Annotated in this window: 20 protein-coding genes; 8 read left to right on the forward strand and 12 right to left on the reverse strand. The window is 34.6% G+C overall.

What is annotated here, in order from left to right; all coding sequences use genetic code 11:
• Nucleotides 1-202, forward strand: a 202-nt coding sequence (locus BR72_RS27305) for a hypothetical protein (protein ID WP_231559772.1), incomplete at its 5' end; no start/stop codon positions are given.
• Between the two features lie 4 nt (nucleotides 203-206).
• On the opposite strand, the gene BR72_RS24660 is transcribed toward BR72_RS27305, so the two are convergent.
• The 5 genes from BR72_RS24660 to BR72_RS24680 form a co-directional block, all read right to left on the reverse strand.
• Entirely contained in the window at nucleotides 207-824 is a 618-nt protein-coding gene (locus BR72_RS24660; RefSeq protein WP_035438148.1) for a phosphoserine phosphatase 1, read from the reverse strand.
• Nucleotides 825-838: 14 nt separating this feature from the next.
• Nucleotides 839-1,384, reverse strand: coding sequence for a short-chain dehydrogenase (locus tag BR72_RS24665; RefSeq protein WP_035438152.1), 546 nt, complete (start codon nucleotides 1,382-1,384; stop codon nucleotides 839-841).
• Nucleotides 1,385-1,407: 23 nt separating this feature from the next.
• Entirely contained in the window at nucleotides 1,408-1,824 is a 417-nt protein-coding gene (gene fosB, locus BR72_RS24670; protein ID WP_035438154.1) for a FosB/FosD family fosfomycin resistance bacillithiol transferase, read from the reverse strand.
• A gap of 58 nt (nucleotides 1,825-1,882) precedes the next feature.
• Nucleotides 1,883-3,541 carry a peptide ABC transporter substrate-binding protein gene (locus BR72_RS24675; RefSeq protein WP_035438157.1) on the reverse strand — a complete coding sequence of 553 codons (1,659 nt, stop codon included), beginning with the start codon at nucleotides 3,539-3,541 and terminating at the stop codon, nucleotides 1,883-1,885.
• A gap of 322 nt (nucleotides 3,542-3,863) precedes the next feature.
• Nucleotides 3,864-4,319, reverse strand: a complete 456-nt coding sequence (locus tag BR72_RS24680; protein WP_035438159.1) for a methylated-DNA--[protein]-cysteine S-methyltransferase — start codon at nucleotides 4,317-4,319, stop codon at nucleotides 3,864-3,866.
• Between the two features lie 218 nt (nucleotides 4,320-4,537).
• Here BR72_RS24680 and namA point away from each other — a divergent pair, with 218 nt between their 5' ends.
• The gene (gene namA / locus BR72_RS24685) at nucleotides 4,538-5,578 is read left to right on the forward strand and encodes an NADPH dehydrogenase NamA (protein WP_035438161.1); all 1,041 of its coding nucleotides are present in this window, start codon (nucleotides 4,538-4,540) and stop codon (nucleotides 5,576-5,578) included.
• A gap of 92 nt (nucleotides 5,579-5,670) precedes the next feature.
• On the opposite strand, the gene BR72_RS24690 is transcribed toward namA, so the two are convergent.
• Both BR72_RS24690 and BR72_RS26910 read right to left on the reverse strand, forming a co-directional pair.
• Nucleotides 5,671-6,330: an oxidoreductase gene (locus tag BR72_RS24690; RefSeq protein ID WP_035438163.1), complete on the reverse strand. Its 660-nt coding sequence runs from the start codon at nucleotides 6,328-6,330 to the stop codon at nucleotides 5,671-5,673.
• Between the two features lie 77 nt (nucleotides 6,331-6,407).
• A complete protein-coding gene (locus BR72_RS26910) occupies nucleotides 6,408-6,551 on the reverse strand; it encodes a hypothetical protein (protein WP_090997951.1) in 144 nt (47 codons plus the stop codon).
• 273 nt (nucleotides 6,552-6,824) lie between these two features.
• Here BR72_RS26910 and BR72_RS24695 point away from each other — a divergent pair, with 273 nt between their 5' ends.
• Both BR72_RS24695 and BR72_RS24700 read left to right on the forward strand, forming a co-directional pair.
• Nucleotides 6,825-7,763: a metal ABC transporter substrate-binding protein gene (locus BR72_RS24695; protein ID WP_035438165.1), complete on the forward strand. Its 939-nt coding sequence runs from the start codon at nucleotides 6,825-6,827 to the stop codon at nucleotides 7,761-7,763.
• Between the two features lie 143 nt (nucleotides 7,764-7,906).
• A complete protein-coding gene (locus BR72_RS24700) occupies nucleotides 7,907-8,377 on the forward strand; it encodes a GNAT family N-acetyltransferase (RefSeq protein ID WP_035438166.1) in 471 nt (156 codons plus the stop codon).
• Between the two features lie 31 nt (nucleotides 8,378-8,408).
• Here BR72_RS24700 and BR72_RS24705 read toward each other — a convergent pair whose 3' ends face one another.
• Entirely contained in the window at nucleotides 8,409-9,359 is a 951-nt protein-coding gene (locus tag BR72_RS24705; RefSeq protein WP_035438167.1) for a CobW family GTP-binding protein, read from the reverse strand.
• 378 nt (nucleotides 9,360-9,737) lie between these two features.
• On the opposite strand from BR72_RS24705, the gene BR72_RS24710 reads away from it, so the two are divergent.
• Nucleotides 9,738-10,640, forward strand: a complete 903-nt coding sequence (locus tag BR72_RS24710; protein ID WP_035438168.1) for an aldo/keto reductase — start codon at nucleotides 9,738-9,740, stop codon at nucleotides 10,638-10,640.
• Nucleotides 10,641-10,679: 39 nt separating this feature from the next.
• Here the strand turns inward: BR72_RS24710 and BR72_RS24715 are convergent, their stop codons facing one another.
• Entirely contained in the window at nucleotides 10,680-12,149 is a 1,470-nt protein-coding gene (locus tag BR72_RS24715; RefSeq protein ID WP_420482276.1) for a flavin monoamine oxidase family protein, read from the reverse strand.
• Between the two features lie 181 nt (nucleotides 12,150-12,330).
• Here BR72_RS24715 and BR72_RS24720 point away from each other — a divergent pair, with 181 nt between their 5' ends.
• Nucleotides 12,331-12,522 (forward strand): DUF3896 family protein, encoded by a 192-nt coding sequence (locus BR72_RS24720; RefSeq protein ID WP_035438169.1) that lies wholly within the window; start codon nucleotides 12,331-12,333, stop codon nucleotides 12,520-12,522.
• A 398-nt stretch (nucleotides 12,523-12,920) separates the two neighbouring features.
• Here BR72_RS24720 and BR72_RS24725 read toward each other — a convergent pair whose 3' ends face one another.
• Nucleotides 12,921-13,985 carry an FUSC family protein gene (locus BR72_RS24725; protein WP_035438171.1) on the reverse strand — a complete coding sequence of 355 codons (1,065 nt, stop codon included), beginning with the start codon at nucleotides 13,983-13,985 and terminating at the stop codon, nucleotides 12,921-12,923.
• Nucleotides 13,986-14,398: 413 nt separating this feature from the next.
• On the opposite strand from BR72_RS24725, the gene BR72_RS24730 reads away from it, so the two are divergent.
• The gene (locus tag BR72_RS24730) at nucleotides 14,399-14,809 is read left to right on the forward strand and encodes a DUF1259 domain-containing protein (protein WP_035438172.1); all 411 of its coding nucleotides are present in this window, start codon (nucleotides 14,399-14,401) and stop codon (nucleotides 14,807-14,809) included.
• A gap of 118 nt (nucleotides 14,810-14,927) precedes the next feature.
• On the opposite strand, the gene BR72_RS24735 is transcribed toward BR72_RS24730, so the two are convergent.
• Entirely contained in the window at nucleotides 14,928-16,193 is a 1,266-nt protein-coding gene (locus BR72_RS24735) for an MDR family MFS transporter (protein WP_035438173.1), read from the reverse strand.
• Between the two features lie 73 nt (nucleotides 16,194-16,266).
• Nucleotides 16,267-16,725, reverse strand: a complete 459-nt coding sequence (locus BR72_RS24740; RefSeq protein WP_035438176.1) for a DUF3939 domain-containing protein — start codon at nucleotides 16,723-16,725, stop codon at nucleotides 16,267-16,269.
• A gap of 335 nt (nucleotides 16,726-17,060) precedes the next feature.
• Here BR72_RS24740 and BR72_RS24745 point away from each other — a divergent pair, with 335 nt between their 5' ends.
• The gene (locus BR72_RS24745; protein ID WP_035438179.1) at nucleotides 17,061-18,101 is read left to right on the forward strand and encodes a YkvI family membrane protein; all 1,041 of its coding nucleotides are present in this window, start codon (nucleotides 17,061-17,063) and stop codon (nucleotides 18,099-18,101) included.
• The last annotated feature ends 15 nt before the right edge of the window (nucleotides 18,102-18,116 follow it).

Below are 18,116 nucleotides of genomic sequence, written 5' to 3' on the forward strand. Positions count from 1 at the left end.
GGTCGCTCTCGTTCTTGCCGTTCTGGTCGCTCTCGTTCTTGCCGTTCTGGTCGCTAATATAATATATAATTTAATCCAACTCTATAACATAGAAAAAATATCCTTCGCTTTTTCAAAAATGCAAATAGACCGCTTTAAGCGGTCTATTTATCTATTAAAACAGATTACTTCTCCCAAAAAGAATGGGAATTTCTCCTTATAAACCTTTACACTTCTTCAAAATGCGCAATATCAGCAAATAAATGAACTGTACTTTCTCCCTCTTTAACTTCAATCATACTTAAACTTGTACTGTGCATAAAGGGACCATCCCATGTTTTTTCAATAGAACGTCGCTCAAAGTGTCCCATCATAAGTAACGCTGTAACAGCATGAGAAACTATTAAAACACTTTCTCCCTCATGCTTTTGAAGAATGTATTTGAGCCCCTTTAATACACGCTCTCTCGCGGCATAAAAACTTTCACCTGAGTTAGATTCATATTGATGTGGTGCATTCCAAAATAAATCTAACTCTTTCGGATATTTCTCTTGTAATTCAACTTGTGTTTGCCCTTCCCAAACTCCCATATCAATTTCATATAAATGTTCATCTGCTACAATTGGAATATCTCTGTCTCCTTTAATTAACTGAGCTGTATGCATTGTTCTTCCGCTTGGACTGCTGTAAATAACATCAAGCTGCATATCTTGCATACGTTTCCCTAATTGTTTTGCTTGTAGTATTCCAGTTTCCGTTAAATTTGAATTTTTTCTGCCTTGCATTCTTTTTTCTACATTCCATTCTGTTTCCCCGTGACGCGTAATATATAACATTGTTTTCATCATCATTTTCTCCTTTACCAACTCGGTCTAGCATCCCATGGTTCTAATGTTCCGACAATCCATTCCCGTTGTTTGTGTTGAATTCCGGCTATAACACCACTCGCAATCTCATCATGTGTTAACCACCTCGAACGTTTTTCTTCTACTATAAAACCTAATATAATTCGATAATATCTACATAAAGAAGAGCATCTTATTTTTTCTCCTGATTTATAAGCACTGCTTCCAATTATATGAAACAATTCCCATTCTTTCGAAAATGTTTCAATCTCCTCACTAATGATTTGCAATGCATCTACAGCTGTTGAATGAATCCAAGCAACTACAAGCGTGACTGGTCCGTTTTTTTGAATTGAATTTTTAATTTTAACACGCAACTCATCACTATTATGATAATCAACCTCTAAACATGTAACTCTTTCAGGAGTATCACATGAATTCCGCATCTCCTTTAGGCGTTTTATGTTTCGACCGATTACAGAAGTATGAAGCTCTTGCTCAGTAAACCACTTTGATACTTTCTGTAACATACCAGTTCCACCAACAACAAGTACATGTATAGCCCTCTCCCCCTTTTCTATATTTAGTAAAACAACATATGCGGTTTTTCTTCTTTATAATATTGCAATCTCTCTTGCAGCGTCCCTGTATGAAATTCAAATTTATGTCCATCTGGGTCTGTAAAATAAATAGAATGGCAATCTCGTACATCACGCTCTCTTCCTTGTAAAATATGTACTTTATTCACTTCAAGACGATGTAATAAAGCTGTAAAATCTTCTTTTTCTATCGAAAACGCAATATGTGTATACGATTGATAGATTTCCCTTCTTGGAATATCCTTTTCTTCATTTAATGCAACCCACATTCCGCACAGGTCGAAATAGGCAAGTGTTCTACCTTTTACAAGTAACTTCCCTTCCAACACTCGTTCGTAGAATTGTATAGATTCCTCTAAGTTTGAAACAGAAAAGCAAAGATGATTCATTCCTTTTATCATTCTCCTTATCTCCTCACAGTAAAAAAGAGATGCGCAATATTCGCGCATCTTTATCGTACTATTCTTTTGTAATATATGTCCATTTATAACTAAAATCTCCTCCAAATGTATGCCTAGCAGTTCCTTTCACCTTGGATTTCTCAAGAAAAGCAACGCCCTGCTGATAAACCGGAGAAATGGCTGCATCATCAAATAAAATTTTCTCTGCTTCAGAAAGAGCCTTCCATCGTGCTTTCTCATCGGTTAACAACTCACCTTTTGCTTTCGCAACTAGTTCATCATATTTCTTATTAGAATATGCCATTTCGTTAAATGCACTATCTGTAATAAACATATCAATAAATGTCATTGGATCTGGATAATCTGGGCCCCATGCTGATAAAGAGAACTCATATTCTAATTTCTTTTCTAAATCTAACTTTTGTTTAAACGGCTGCTGTTTAATATTCACTTTCAAACCAGGTAAGTTTTTCTCCAATTCTGCTTTAATATATTCTCCAACTTTTTTCAAGTTATCCTTATCATAGTTCAACATTTCAACTGTAATTGTATCTTGCCCTAACTCTTTTTTCGCTTCTTCCCATAGTTTTTTTGCTTTTGCTGCATTATCTTTACCATCATGAAAGTTTTTATTTGTTTCGCGGAAGTCTTTTCCATCTGGTCCTTTTGTAAATTTTTGTGCTACTAAGTAATATGCAGGTAATGATCCATCGTTTAAAATCACATTTGCAATTCCCTTTTTATCATATGCTAAATCAATAGCTTGACGCACTTTTTTATTCGAAAAAAACTGATTTTTCTGATTAAAACGAATAAAAAACATACGTGAATCTAATTCCGATTTAAATTCATCACTTTTCTTATATTTATCAACAAATTCCGAACTTAAAATAACTCGATCTACTTGGTTGCTATCATATAAATTTACAGCTGTTGATGTTTCTTTTACAACGCTTACATTAATTTCCTCTAACTTCACATTATCTTTATCCCAATAGTTTGGATTTTTCTTTAACTGATAACTTCGTTCATGCTTCCATTCACTCATCATAAATGGTCCATTATATAATAACTTATCTGATTCTAATGCGTATTTGTCACCTTGTTCTTTTACAAATTTTTCATTCAATGGGAAAAATGTTGGGAATGTTGTAAGATCTAGAAAATACGGTGTAGGTTTCTCTAACTCAACCACTAATGTTTTATCATCCTTTGCCGTAACACCAAGCTGTTCAAGTGGCAATTCTCCCTTATTAATTTTCTCAGCATTTTTAACATCGAACAAAATAAACGCATATTCTGATGCTGTCGCTTTATCAACAGCACGACGCCAAGCAAATACAAAGTCTTGTGCTTTTATGGGTTCTCCATTCGACCACTTTGCATCGCGTAAATGAAATGTGTATGTTTTCTTATCCTCACTTATTTTCACGTCTTTAGCCATACCAGGTGTCGGTTTGTTCTCTTTATCTAAGCGGTATAATCCTTCCATCGCGTTTACAAATACCCGAAATGATACTGTATCAGTTGACTTTGATGTATCCATAGAAGGAATTTCTGCTGTTTCAAGTAAATTTAATACTTGTTTATCAGCTAGTACTGCATTCCCTTCTTTTCCCTTTTCAGTTGTTGATGCTTTCTCCCCACTTCCACATCCTGCAACCAACACACTCGTAGAAAGTGCAAGTGCTGTAATAAGTGACACCTTCTTCTTCATAAGCCATTTCCCCTCTTTCCCTATATAACAACTAAAAATAAGATCAAGTACTCTTGAATAGTATTATACATAATCTTCTGATAATTTAAAATACTATCTTTTAAAAAATAAAAAAGGGACATACGCCAGCTTTTTCTCTATCTTATCATTTGCATGATTCTATTTTAATTTTCCGACATAAATGTCGCTGTTACGCAGAGCATAACATGAACTATACTCGCATGTGGCAGAAAAGGGACCTGACCGCTTCTAGGCACGGCCAGATGCTCTCGTCTCCCTTAAAAAGAAAAAGAGTATTATATCGCTTTTTAACTTAAATAATTCAATTATCTAAAAACCCTTCATGTTTTAATAGCCACTCTTTCCGCCAAAGTCCCCCTTCATACCCTACTAATTTCCCGCTCTTTCCTATAATCCGGTGACAAGGCACAATAATCGAAAGCGGATTTCTACTATTCGCTCCGCCAATTGCTCGTACAGCCTTTGGGTTGCCAATTTTCTCTGCAATATCAAGATAAGAAGCACTTTTTCCATACGGAACACTGCAAAGTGCGTTCCATACTTGTTTCTGAAATGGAGTTCCATTCGCTTGTAACGGGACAGTAAATTCCGTTCGCTTCTTATGAAAATATTCATCTAGCTCCACTATACATTGCTCAACAATTGGATGAGAAACATCTTCTTGATTTTGTTCTACAAATAATATAGAAGAAATACCGCTCTCATCCCCTTTTACTTCAATCCATCCAAGTTCGCTTTTATAATATGCTTGATACATAAAAAATACGTCACCTCTCCTTATATTTATTATTAAACCTTTCATTATAAAACATCGAAATCACAGTCATTCTCTAAACATAGACTCATCATATCATTTCTTAAAGCATTTTGTTATGGAAAAAGGGAGCTAGGTGCTACAATAAAATAACACTTCTATAAGTTAAGAAATTATCATTGAAATATGCTCATTTAACAAAATTAAGGAGGATTCTTATTTTGAACAATCAATTATTTTCACCATATACAATAAAAGATGTTACACTAAAAAATCGAATTGTGATGTCACCGATGTGTATGTACTCCTCTGAAAACGAAGACGGAAAAATAACGAATTTTCATCTCGTCCACTATGCATCACGTGCGGCTGGTCAAGTAGGGCTTGTCATGCTAGAAGCTACAGCCGTAACATCAGAAGGCCGCATTTCCCACAAAGATTTAGGCATTTGGGACAATGAACATATAAACGGTCTACGTCAAGTCGTCGATATGATTCGTGAACACGGAGCGAAAGCAGCTATTCAAATTGCCCATGCCGGTAGAAAAGCTGTCCTTGATTCAGATCCTATTGCGCCGTCACCTATTCCTTTTGATTCCACTATGAAAACTCCAATACAAATGAGCAAAAAACAAATTAACGAAACAATTTCAGCCTTTCGTAACGGAGCAGAACGTGCTAAACAAGCTGGATTTGATATTATTGAATTGCACGGTGCACACGGTTATTTAATTAACGAATTTTTATCTCCGCTCACAAATCATCGTACAGATGAATATGGTGGATCTTGTGAAAATCGCTATCGTTTTTTACGCGAAATTATTAATGCGGTAAACGAAGTATGGAGCGGTCCATTATTTGTTCGTATTTCCGCTCATGATTATCATTCCGAAGGTTTAACTGTAGAAGATTATGTAACGTTTGTACAGTGGATGAAAGAACAAGGTGTTAGTCTCATTGATTGTAGTTCAGGAGCTGTTGTACCAGCACATATCGATGTGTACCCTGGTTATCAAGTTCCGTATGCAAAACATATAAGAGAACACGTTTCAATTGCTACAGGAGCTGTTGGCCTTATTACAAGCGGCGTACAAGCAGAAGAAATTTTGGCACAAGGAGCTGCTGACTTAATTTTTATCGGCCGTGAACTATTACGGAACCCATACTTTCCAAGAACAGCGGCGAATGAGCTAGGTTTTGAATTAGCTGAACCATTTCAATATAGCCGTGCTCCAGGAAAACTTAAACATACTTCTAAATAAAGAAACTGCCCGAAATAGTAATTTTGGGCAGTTTCTTTATTGTATACAATCAATATTATCTATAAGAAAAACATTTCTAGTAAAAACCACTTTTATTTCATTTTAGCAATTTCCGAAGATTCATGTATATGAACCCCAGCCTCTTCTCGCAGCGCTGTTACATACATTCCTTTCGCTACTTGCTCTGCTGAAATCGGCTTATATTTTGAAAAAGAACCCTTAAATAAAAACGGTATAATTCCCGAAATTTTTTCTCCCATTCTTTCTCCAAAACGAAACTCGTCTCGTTCTCCAAGTAAAAGGGAGGGTCTAAAAATATGAATGCCTCCTATGACTAGTTTTTTTATATCTTCCTCCATCTGTCCTTTTACTTGTGAATAGAAAAATAGCGACTTCGGATTTGCCCCTAACGAAGAAATAACAAGAAAATTTTGTACCCCTTGTACTTCCGCTACACGAGCTGCTCGTAATGTATAATCATAATCAACCTTTTTAAAACTTTCTTTCGTCCTTGCTTTTTTCATTGTCGTACCAAGACAATGAAACACATCATCTACAGCAAAAAACTCTTTATATTGTTCCAAAATCGAAAAATCTACCTGTTTTTGTTGAAGCTTTTCATGTTCCCAGTCTAGTGATTTTCTCACAAAAATTGTCACTGAATCATAATAATCTGAATCAAGCAATAACTGTGTCACTTCTTGTCCAACTAGGCCACTAGCTCCAAGTACTAAGGCTGTTCTTGTTTTCATCCTCTTCCATACCTCTTTATCTTCTAATCTTTTTCTCTATCATAAGCAAAGCATACTATTGTATGCAAGCGCTTTGTTTATTCTTTTTCTTCTTTTGGCATCTCAGTAATTTTACTTGGATCCCCTAAATTACGAATAAGTCCTTTTAAAAAGAATAGTACACATGATAATGGAAAAATGACAGCCAATATTAATAAAACCGCTTCACTTATATATCCCATTCGCTCATCTCCTTCTCTGCACCCTCTATCACACTATATGAAGCGACTAGCAGGATATATGCAAAAACAAAAAAAATAAACCAAAGCATTGTGACAAATTTATAACAAATTATAAATCGTAATCATTATTATTTATTGCAACATTATCAAAGATGTATTATACTAAATCAGGAACATAAAGCGTAATTATTACGTTTTACAAAAAGGAAGTTATCCTTTCTTTTTATTGTGGAGAAAATATATTTTAGAAAGTAAAGAAACGAGGCAAACAAAATGAAGAAAAGATCAATTATATTTTCATTCGTTCTAATGTTTACCCTTATATTTGCTGGATGTTCAAACAAAGATAATACAGCAAATAAAAAAAATGGTAAACTTTCCGTCTATACAACTATTTTCCCTTTAGCTGATTTCGCAAAAAAAATCGGTGGTGATTATGTAGAAGTAACATCTATGTATCCACCAGGTGCTGATTCTCATACGTATGAGCCAAGCCAAAAGCAGACTGTACAAGTTGCCAAAGCTGATTTATTCGTATACAACGGAGCTGGATTAGAACCATTTGCTGAAAAAATGGAAAAAACATTAAAAAATGAAAATGTTAAAGTTGTGAATGCATCAAAAGATATTCAACTACAAGCTTCAACTGAAGACGAACACGAGGAAGGTCATAAAGAAGAACATCATCATGATAAAGATCCTCACGTTTGGCTAGATCCAACACTTGCAATGAAACAAGCTGAGGCAATTAAAAATGCACTTGTTGAACTACAACCAGAGCACAAAGCAGAATTTGAGAAAAACTTTGCTGCATTGCAAACAAAATTCACAAGTTTAGATAATCAATTTAAAGAAGTTACTGATCATGCAAAAACGAAAGAAATATTAGTTTCTCATGCAGCATACGGATATTGGGAACAACGTTACGGTTTAAAACAAATTCCAATTGCAGGTATTTCTGCTTCTGATGAACCATCCCAAAAGGCACTTGCTTCTATTACAACAACAGCAAAAGAGCATGGATTAAAATATATTTTATTTGAAACATTCTCTACACCAAAAGTAGCAGAAGTTATTCAAAAAGAAACTGGAACGAAAATTTTACGTTTAAATCATCTTGCAACAATCTCCGATAAGGATGCGAAAAAGAATAAAGATTACTTTACACTAATGGAAGAGAACATTAACACTTTAAAAGAAGCAACAAATTAATATAACGATTCATTTCTGACCGCTGAAAAATGTTTCTGCGGTCTTTTCTTATGCCACCTCTTTCCAGATTGCCTTGACTTACAAAAATCGTATAGTAAAATTATCCATAGTAGTTTGTAATTATAAGAAAGTGAGATGGAACTATGAATCTTCACATTTGTGAAGTAACAGCAACGAATTGGCGTTCAGTAGCTGCCTTAGACGTAACAGCGGAGCAACGACAATTTATTGAAAGTAATGCATTTTCTTTAGCCGAATCGTTATATGAAAGAAATGCAACATCACTAGCTTTGTATGATAGCGATACACTTGTTGGATACGCAATGTATGGATGGTATTCCGAAAAAAATGAAAGTATATGGTTAGACCGATTTATGATTGATCACAACTTTCAAGGAAACGGCTACGCGAAACGATTTCTCCGTTTATTAATTTCATATTTACAACAAAAATATCAATGCAAAAAGATTTATTTAAGTCTTCATCCTAACAACAAATTAGCTACGAAACTATATGAATCGTTTAGCTTTCATTTAACTGGTGATATTGACGATGAAGGTCCTGTTGTTGGCGTTGTGATGGAGTTACTTTTAGATAAAGTAAAACTTACATAAGGTAATATAAAATAAGCCTGCAAATGCAGGCTTATTTTATACATTCTTGAAAATGTTGTTGAAACCATTCTTTATTTAAATTTTTACCAATGAAAACAATCTCACTGACCCGCTTTTCCCCTTCTTGCCACTCTCTGTCATATGTAGCTGCAAATAACGTATGTACGCCTTGGAACACAACGCGGCGATCTACTCCTTCAATAGATAATATACCTTTATAACGATATAAATACTCTCCTAATTCTTGTACAACAGCTGACATCCATTCATTTATTTTTTGTAGATCAAGAGGACGTTCTTCTCTTAGTACAAAGGACTTTACCCCTTCTAAATGATGCTGTTCTTTATGCGGATAAATTTCTAACTTTTCACGTGTTTTAAATGTTTGGATATCTAATAATGAAGGGATATCTACTTCACAATTTGTTGTTGGAATTAATTTTGCTGTTGGATTAATCCCTTGTAATTCAATAAGTAAATTCTCCATTTCTTCCCGCTCAACTAAATCTAATTTATTTACTAATACCATATCAGCAAAAGCAATTTGTTCCTTTGCTTCTAACCCTTTTTCAAAGTGTTTCTGTATATGATAGCTATCTACTACGGTAACTACACCATTAATTTGGTATGCCGACTGAATAATAGGGTCTAAAAAGAATGTTTGAATAATAGGGCCTGGATTTGCGAGTCCAGTTGTTTCAATCACTAAACCTTCAAAATCCATTTTCCCTTCCACCTTTACTTCTAGTAAATGCTTTAATGCGACAAGCAAATCTTCACGTACTGTACAACATAAACAGCCGTTTGTCATTTCCATTATTTCTTCTTCTACATTCATAATCAATTGATTATCGATACCAATTTGCCCAATCTCATTTACAATAACCGCAAGCTTCTTACCATGTTCTTCAGATAAAATACGATTTAATAACGTTGTTTTCCCTGATCCGAGAAACCCGGTTAATATTGTTACTGGAATCACGATTCTACATCTCCTTGTAATGTGTCTAATTACATAATTATATCATAGGTTGTCTTTTGATTTTCGAATATACATATATCCAAGTTAAAAAAACAATATAATAACCACTTTCTTTTTAGGTGGGCGAGAGTATGTGGTCATGCATAGGAGCGGTCAGGGTCTTTTCCTGCCACATACCAGGTTTTAAAACAAAGGGAGCAAGCGAGTAGCCCATGTTGTATTCTGTATAGCAACGACTTATATGTTGGAAAATTAAAATAGATTTATAGAGAACATATTAGTTGTAGGCATGTCTTCACAAATATATAATAATAGTAAATAAGAAAACCTTTTCATACCGAATCAGTTCATACACATCAACAAGGGGGACCTACATAAATGGAACGAATTCAAATGGCCCAAAACCTAGAGTTTTCTCGAATTATTCAAGGATTTTGGCGTTTAGCAGAATGGAACATGACAGATCAGGAATTACTCTCTTTCATTGAATCATGCATGGAGATGGGCATTACAACGTTTGACCATGCTGATATTTACGGAGATTATACATGTGAAACTTTATTTGGAAAAGCACTTCAATTAAAACCGAGTTTACGTGACAACATGCAAATCGTTACAAAATGCGGAATCGCTCTTCAATCACCTAAATTTCCAGATCGCTATGTCGGTCACTATAATACAACTACTGATCATATTATAAAAAGCGCTGAACAGTCACTACAAAACCTAAATACTGACTATATCGATGTATTGCTCATCCATCGCCCCGATCCATTTATGAATCCAGTAGAAGTTGCAGAAGCTCTTTCTCGTTTAAAGCAAGAAGGAAAAGTACGACACTTTGGTGTCTCAAACTTTCTGCCTTCCCAATTCAATATGTTAAGTTCGTATTTAGATTTTCCGCTCATTACAAATCAAATCGAAGCATCTGTTATGCAACTTGAGCATTTCGAAAAAGGTACGATTGAACTGTGCCAAGAAAAGCGAATTTCTCCGATGATATGGTCTCCTCTTGTTGGCGGTGAAATTTTCAAAGGAGAAAGTGAGCGTACACTTCGCTTACGTCACACACTAGAGAAAATTGCTGCTGATTTTGACATTGCTGGCATTGATTCGATTATGTATGCGTGGCTACTTGCTCATCCAGCTAATATGTTACCGATTGTTGGCTCTGGTAAGCTAGAACGTGTCAAAACAGCTGCTGAAGCAACCAAACTCACATTGGACCGTCAGCAATGGTTTACCATCTTTGAAAGCTCAAACGGTCATCCTGTTCCGTAAGTACACAAAAAGGACATGAGATTCATTCTCATGTCCTTTTCACATCTGTAATTGATTAATTTCTGCTGCACTTCGAATTCCTGATTCAATTGCCCCTTGTATCCAGCCATGATACAACGTAGTATGATCACCTGCGAAATATATTCTCCCTTCTGGTTTCACAATGTGAGGCTGCAATTCTGATTCTTGCGTTGCCTGAAAGATTGCAAACCCTCCTAACGCGTATGGATCTAACGTCCAGCTCTTCGATATACCAGAAATAAATTCATCATACACTTGATTCCCAAGTATAGTACCTAAATTTTGCAAAGTATGATAAATACGATCACTTTCAGATAAACCATCCCACAATAGTGCATCATACGACCATGTATAACTCCCCAGTACCATACTAGGGCCTTTTGTACCAATTCCATAGCTTGGATAATATGCATAACGAATAGGCAAATCCGTAATAATACGGCCACCACGTTGACCTTGTTCTTCCCAAAAACGACTTTTAAATTGGATTCCAATTTTCGTCGCAGCCATGTAATGTAGTTCTCGAATCGCTTTCCGCTTTTCATGAGAAACCGAATCAAACGGTTCTATTTCAACAAATCTCATTGTTGTAAACGGAATTGTGACAATGACAATATCTCCTGTAATACTGCTATATTCAAACGTTTTTTCATTACGACAATATGCGGTAACTCCTTTTTCGTGCTGCACTAATTTCATTAATTTTTGCTGAAAGATAATATCAGCTTGCAATTGTGGTAAAAAAGACTTTGGCAACGCGTCATTGCCGCCTTCAATTTCATAAAACCCTGTAGATTGCAGTAAAATGTAAATAAAGCGCAATGTTTCTACAAAAGACCTTTCTAAAAATCCTTCTAAATCAAGAAGTACCCCTATCATTTCTACAGCAGCTGGTGAAAAAGCTAACTTATATTGATGAGGATAATCCTTCAAGAACTCTGCTGTAGAATACCGACCGAAATCTTTCTCTACAATACTCCAATTTTTTTCTGGGTCCCTTTTAATAAAATCAAGAATGGGTTGTATTGCTAACATCAACAACTCTTCTGATGACTTTCCTTCTTCATTCACTGCAACTGGATAACGCAAAATACTCGGATTTTTCTCATATTGTTTCAATGTAATTTTGCGACCATTTGCGTATATAATATCCCTTTCATTTCGATTAATAAATGGATTTAACTTCAAACCAAACTTCTTATTATAAGCAAGTGTTAATTCATGTGTATAAGGAATCCGCATAGCTCCAACATCTAGATATAAACCTGTTTCTGGCATTCTCATCGTATAAATGCGCCCACCAATGCGATTATTTGCTTCTAATATTTTCACACGATGACCAGCATCCTTTAATAAGGATCCTGCCACTAATCCAGCCATGCCCGCTCCAATAATAATAACATTTTTCGGTACTGTCGTTTTTGGTAAGCCATTATCAATGATAGATACCATCTTTGTTGTAAGATGGGATTGCATATTCAATCGCATCAGCCCCACCCCTACTTATAAGTACAAATTCATAGTTCAATGAATTGTATTCAGGAGAAGGATGTATCATACTTTTGTTTTCTGAATTTTCACGAAATCTTCAAAGAGATATGCACTTATTTCTGTTTTTTATCCGTATAATAAAAATGAAGGTAGAAAATGTAAGGAAAGGGATGGTAACATGAAACGCTCTTACACCTATCATGAGATTAAGAAACAATTAGAAAACCAGAAATCTCAACTATGTAAACGATTAAGAGATGTGAAATTAACAGAAAGCGAACGCAATGAAATTATAAGAATGGTTGATAATTACGATTACATTCTTACCTTAGTTGAAATGAATCATTTTGAAAGAGGAATCGCTCACTAAAACAGGTATATAAATTTTTAAGACATAAAGTAAAAATTCCATCAGTCGGTTTTTTCTTTCCTCCACTGATGGAAACCTTGTCGATGCCGGCACATATTAGCAGATGTCCCCCGCCTCCTTTGTTTCTCTCTGCATCTTGCGGGGACCTTACTGCGAGTTAAAACGAGTATATATGTTTGAATAAAGCATTCAAAAAAGAAAAAGGCCTCACCTTTAATGAAGCCTACTATATAAATCCATATTAATTTTTCGACATATAAATCACTGCTATGCAGAATACAGCATGACCGCTACTTGCTCCCTCACTTTGTTTTAGCAGGAAAAGGCACTGACCGCATCTATGCACGGCCAGCTGCTCTCGTCCTCCCTTAAAAAGAACGAGGTTTTTATGTCGTTTTTTAATTTGTATTTATATAGTTATTACTATTATCCTTTTTTAACTCCTGAATTAATTTAAGCGTGTCATTATACAAACTTAATTGATATCTATAGGGCTCTAATTCTGGTGAGATATTAACTTGGACAGAAATCGAAGAAAGGTCCAGTAAGTCTAGAGTATATTTAAAGTTTTGATGATTCTCTGAACTTTTGTTAAGTTGCTTTTCTATGTATCTCCCCAGCATTTGCAATTGAACAGTCCATAGTTGTTGATCAGCTTTTGAAATGATATTTGTTTTGGACCAGTCATTGAATGTGTTTTGTATGCCAGAAATATAGGTATACCCTGTCTTTAGCTGTGAAAGGAGTTGTTCGTTTTGTTTTAAAATTTGTTTTTTATTTTTAGTAAATGGATTTAATTTTAAACTTTTTTCTGCTAGCTTAAAATCTTTTTGAACATCATGTAGTTCCTGGAGTAGAGTTGCTGTACTCTCTCTTAATTGTTGTCCTGTAACAGGATCGCAGTTAATAGTTACCCAAAGGGCCGTCTTTTCAAACAACTGTACAAGATGCAATCCAAATTGATTTAACGTCGAACGAGCTTCTTTCACATAATTAGGTGGAAAAATTACCATATGTACGATAATGGCGATAAGCGCACCTATGATCGTATCTCTAATTCGATCTGACACATAATAATTCGTTTTATGTACAAAGACAAACACTAGTAAAATGGTTAAAGCTACTTGATGTATGATGGTTTTATGAACCCTAAATATAACTGGAAGCAACATACCGCCTAACAGTAAAAATCCAATCGTCCATCCATTTACTTCTAACTGACTAATAATAGAAACGGAAACAGTAATTCCAAAAATCGTGCCGATAATTCTGTAAACAGCATACGCGGCAGAATGCTGGACAGTTTCTTGCATGGAAAGAATAACAGTTAATGGTGCCAAATAAGGGTGTTTTGATCCTAACATTTTTGCTAATTCCCATGACACACCAGAAGCTAAAGCTATTTTTGTTATGAGCATTAACCCTTTTAGTAGTCCTTTATTTTGTTTATCCGTTTTTTTCATAAAAACTCCCTTGTACAAAAAATAATCTTACATACATTTTTAATCTGCTACAGTTATTTCACCCCTATATTTACCATAGATATCATGATTACCTCTGCACTGCTCTATACTTTTTATGCCCTCATTATCGTATAGCTTTATCTTTTCCAACAGTTGCTCTTCCAATAACATTAATTATCTAAAAATGATATACATACAAGTGTATCGAATACAGTAACTTTTCTTTATGAATTCTAATGCATTTCTCATTGTTATTCTCCATTCTAAAACAGACAATTTATGCATATCGTTATAAAAACATTCTCTTTTTGGAGTGTTAATTAGAAAAAGGACAAAACGGTGTTTAACAAAAATGGTGACACCTCTTTTTTCATCAAAATTCCCATTCCGTTTAATAGAGGAGGGATACATTTATGCACAACATTAACTTTCTATGCGAACAATTTGCTACAATTCTGAAAGGGAAAAGTAAAATCAATCAAAATTCTTGTTCAGTATCTTTCCATCGCAATTTTAAGGTGCTTGTTCAAGGAAAACCGAGTATGTCTGTAATACCTGTCGGCGTAGGCTTTGAATCTTTGGATCAAAGTGGTAATGCGTTGAATTTAGCTGAAATTGCTGTTTTGCAAGAAGAAATCCCCTCATTTATGCGATCAATCACTCAACAAGGAATTATTGTTAGCGCCTTGCATAATCATTGGTTATATATGAATCCATTAATCATGTATATTCATGTTCAATCAGTAGAACCGCCATTACTTTTCGCAAAAAAATTGGCAAATTCTTTTTCAGTTCTTAGTAGCTACCCTATCGCTGATGAATGAAGTAAATACCTTAATATATTTTTAATAATTTGATATATAATAATGCTCAAACAGAAAAAGAGAAATGCCCTATAAAAAAAGGTATTTCTCTTTTATATTTATTTTCATATCGCCAGGCTTACTCATTCATTACTTTGCTTACTTTAATGTCCTTATTTTTTAACAGCTGAAACATTGCATAATATAAAATCGCACTCAAAAACGCAAGTACCGCAATGATATAGAATGTATATTGATAACCTATCCAGACTGTTAAAGGAATCGCAATCGGCGCAATTGTTCGGCCAATAGACCACCGAAGTGTTGCTGCTGCAAAATATTGTCCTCGCATATGTTCAGGTGCTAATTTAGAAACGAAACTATTTTGAATTCCAACAACTAATAGCTCTCCAAACGTGAAAATGAGCATCGCAATAACGAGGCCCCAGACTGATATAGTGTGAGGAAATATAATCATTGCGATTCCATATGCAAAAGAAGATAAAACAAAGATAGTCCTCTCAGAAAAGTAATTTGCTAGCCTTGTTACATATACAGTAAATAGTGCAACCAAAAATCCATTTTCCGCAATAATCCAACTAAATAATTTCTCTCCATTTATCATTAGATTAAAAAATTCTTGCGTAGGAACATTTTCTTTTATGTATACAGCTAACAATAAATCCATCTGTGTAAATGTTTGAGCAACAAGAATACCTGCAACGATGAACAACAGAAAGACACCATCTTGAAAAATAATTCGATAATTCTTTATCTGTTCATTCACAACAGTAAGCCATCCGCCTTGCTTTTCCACTTTTATTTTATTCTCTGGTAACGTTTCTTTTATAAACTTAAGTAATACAAATGCTAATATAAAATTAATAATAACGCTTGCCATTAACAACTCAAAACGATAAGAAAAAAAGAAAAACGCTCCTAAAATCGGTCCCAATACAACATTAATATTTATCATTGTATAAAAAACCGCAAATACTTTACTTTGCTGTTCTTCAGGTACTAGATCTGCAACCATCGCTGCACTCGCTGGATAATATAAAGAACCCATAATACCAATAAGAGAAAAAGCTACAAATGTTAAGAGAGGCGATTGCAACCACGGTGAATTTGCAAAAGCAAATAGTACAAAGGCAATACTTTGTACAAATGTAGCAATCACCATCATACGTTTACGGCCGTACGTATCCGCTAAATAACCGCCTATTAAATTAGCAAAAACAGATAATACTTGCGATAATACAAGTAATATTCCAGCAGTAGTTTTCCCTAGTTCTTCCGCAAAATATATTGCCATAAACGGAAGAAGCATCCAAAAGAAAAGTCCGAAGAGCCATTCCCCTACTAAACGAATCTTTAAATTTAAATCCCAATCTTTTAAAACCATGAAGTTTCCTCTTCTCTACACCTTCCGCATGATGTTTATAATAAAGAAACAGCAATACATCATTGTTATTTCTTTATCGTACAGTAGTTGTACTTACTTTATCAGGTTTACTTGTCACTAAATAATGTTTCTCTGATACATATAAATTTCGTTTTAATCCTCTTTTTAAGTATGGACCTAACTTGATTGAACAAATAAGGCGATTTTCATTTCCTTCAACGATTGGAAAAACTTCTTTTTCCGTTACATATTGATCTACAGCACGTTGTACATCATCAATTTCTTTAACAAGCGTAAGGTTAGCGTTTGTATCCTCAAAGACTTCTAGAGTCTCCTTTGTAATAATAAATGTATTCGTAGGAAAAGCAGGTAAATAAGGTTTTAATAAGTCATAATTAACCGTGTAGTCATCATTTACTAACACTGTATATACAACATTAGCATTTGCTTCAAGAAATTTTGCCATAGCAAGTTCTAATTCATCTTTCGTAATCTCTCTTTCTTCCTTACCTTTTTTAAAAAAGCGAAACATCTTCTCCGCCCCCCTTTTCTTCATTATACCATAAATTGCTAGATAAATATGAATTATGGAAAAACACATCTAAAATCTACCGATAAGCCCTTCTACTTGGCTCATATTTTAAAAAATTATGTGAAATTCTCACTTTATCGTATGTTTGTCCTCACTCATTCATATGTATGAAATAAAGTAAAGTTTTCAATAGGTAGTGAAACTTCTTTTATCTCAAAATTCAAGAAAAACGAAAAAAGAAAAGCAAGAAATAACTGATTAAAGTTTCACTTTATCTTATTTTCAAAATCTAAGTAACAAATAAATCAGCTCATAGCATAAGAAAGAGGGATCACATGGATAATCAGCAATGGAAAATAGCTAAAAAAATTGCTGCTACTTATATAGGAACTGTCGTTGGAGCTGGATTTGCGACCGGAAGAGAAATTGTTGAGTTTTTTACAATACATGGCACATATGGAACAATTGGCATTTTAGTAAGCGGCATTTTCTTTATTTGGTTAGGTACAAAAATGATGCTGCTTTCTTCACAAATTAAAGCGTTTTCCGCACAAGAATTTAACAAATATTTATTTGGTGATGTCTTTGGGAACGTTGTAAATATTTTATTACTCCTTGTATTATTTGGAGTAACAAGCGTTATGCTCTCCGGAGCTGGAGCGGTTTTTGAAGAGCAGCTTCGCCTCCCAAGACAACTTGGCATCTTTATAACGATACTCGCTTGCATTATAATTGGCAGCCGTGGATTACAAGGGGTATTCGAAGTCAATTCACTCGTCGTACCAATTATGATGATCTTTATCGTGGGACTATCTATTACAACACTCTTTCATGATGTATCCTCTATGTTCAACATGACACCTTCTGAAAATTGGAATATGAAATGGGTTACAAGTCCAATTACATATGTTGCACTAAACCTCTCCCTCGCTCAAAGTGTACTTGTACCATTAGCAAGTGAAGTAAAAGACCAGAAGGCCATTAAATGGGGTGGTATGTTAGGCGGGGCTGGCCTTTGCTTAATTTTATTATGTAGTCATTTCGCCATTTTAACTGTCGAACAATTTTATCAATATAATATCCCGCTGGCAGAAGTTGTCCGTCGCTTCAATGCTACTTTTCATTTCTTTTTTGTATTAATTATTTTTGGAGAAGTATTTACAACGCTTGTCGGTAACATATTTGGTATGACGAAACAACTTCAATCTATCACCGGCTGGAGAAGTAACATTATTATTTATTTTATTTTACTTATTAGTTATTGTTTTAGTTATATCGGTTATAGTGAATTACTTCATATGTTATACCCTATGATTGGATGGATTAGCTTAATCCTTCTTCCAATTATCGCATTCAAACAACAGCGAAATACATAAGTTGAACGAATTGAG

The sequence above is a fragment of the Bacillus sp. UNC322MFChir4.1 genome (assembly GCF_000746135.1).
Classification (GTDB): Bacteria; Bacillota; Bacilli; order Bacillales; family Bacillaceae_G; genus Bacillus_A.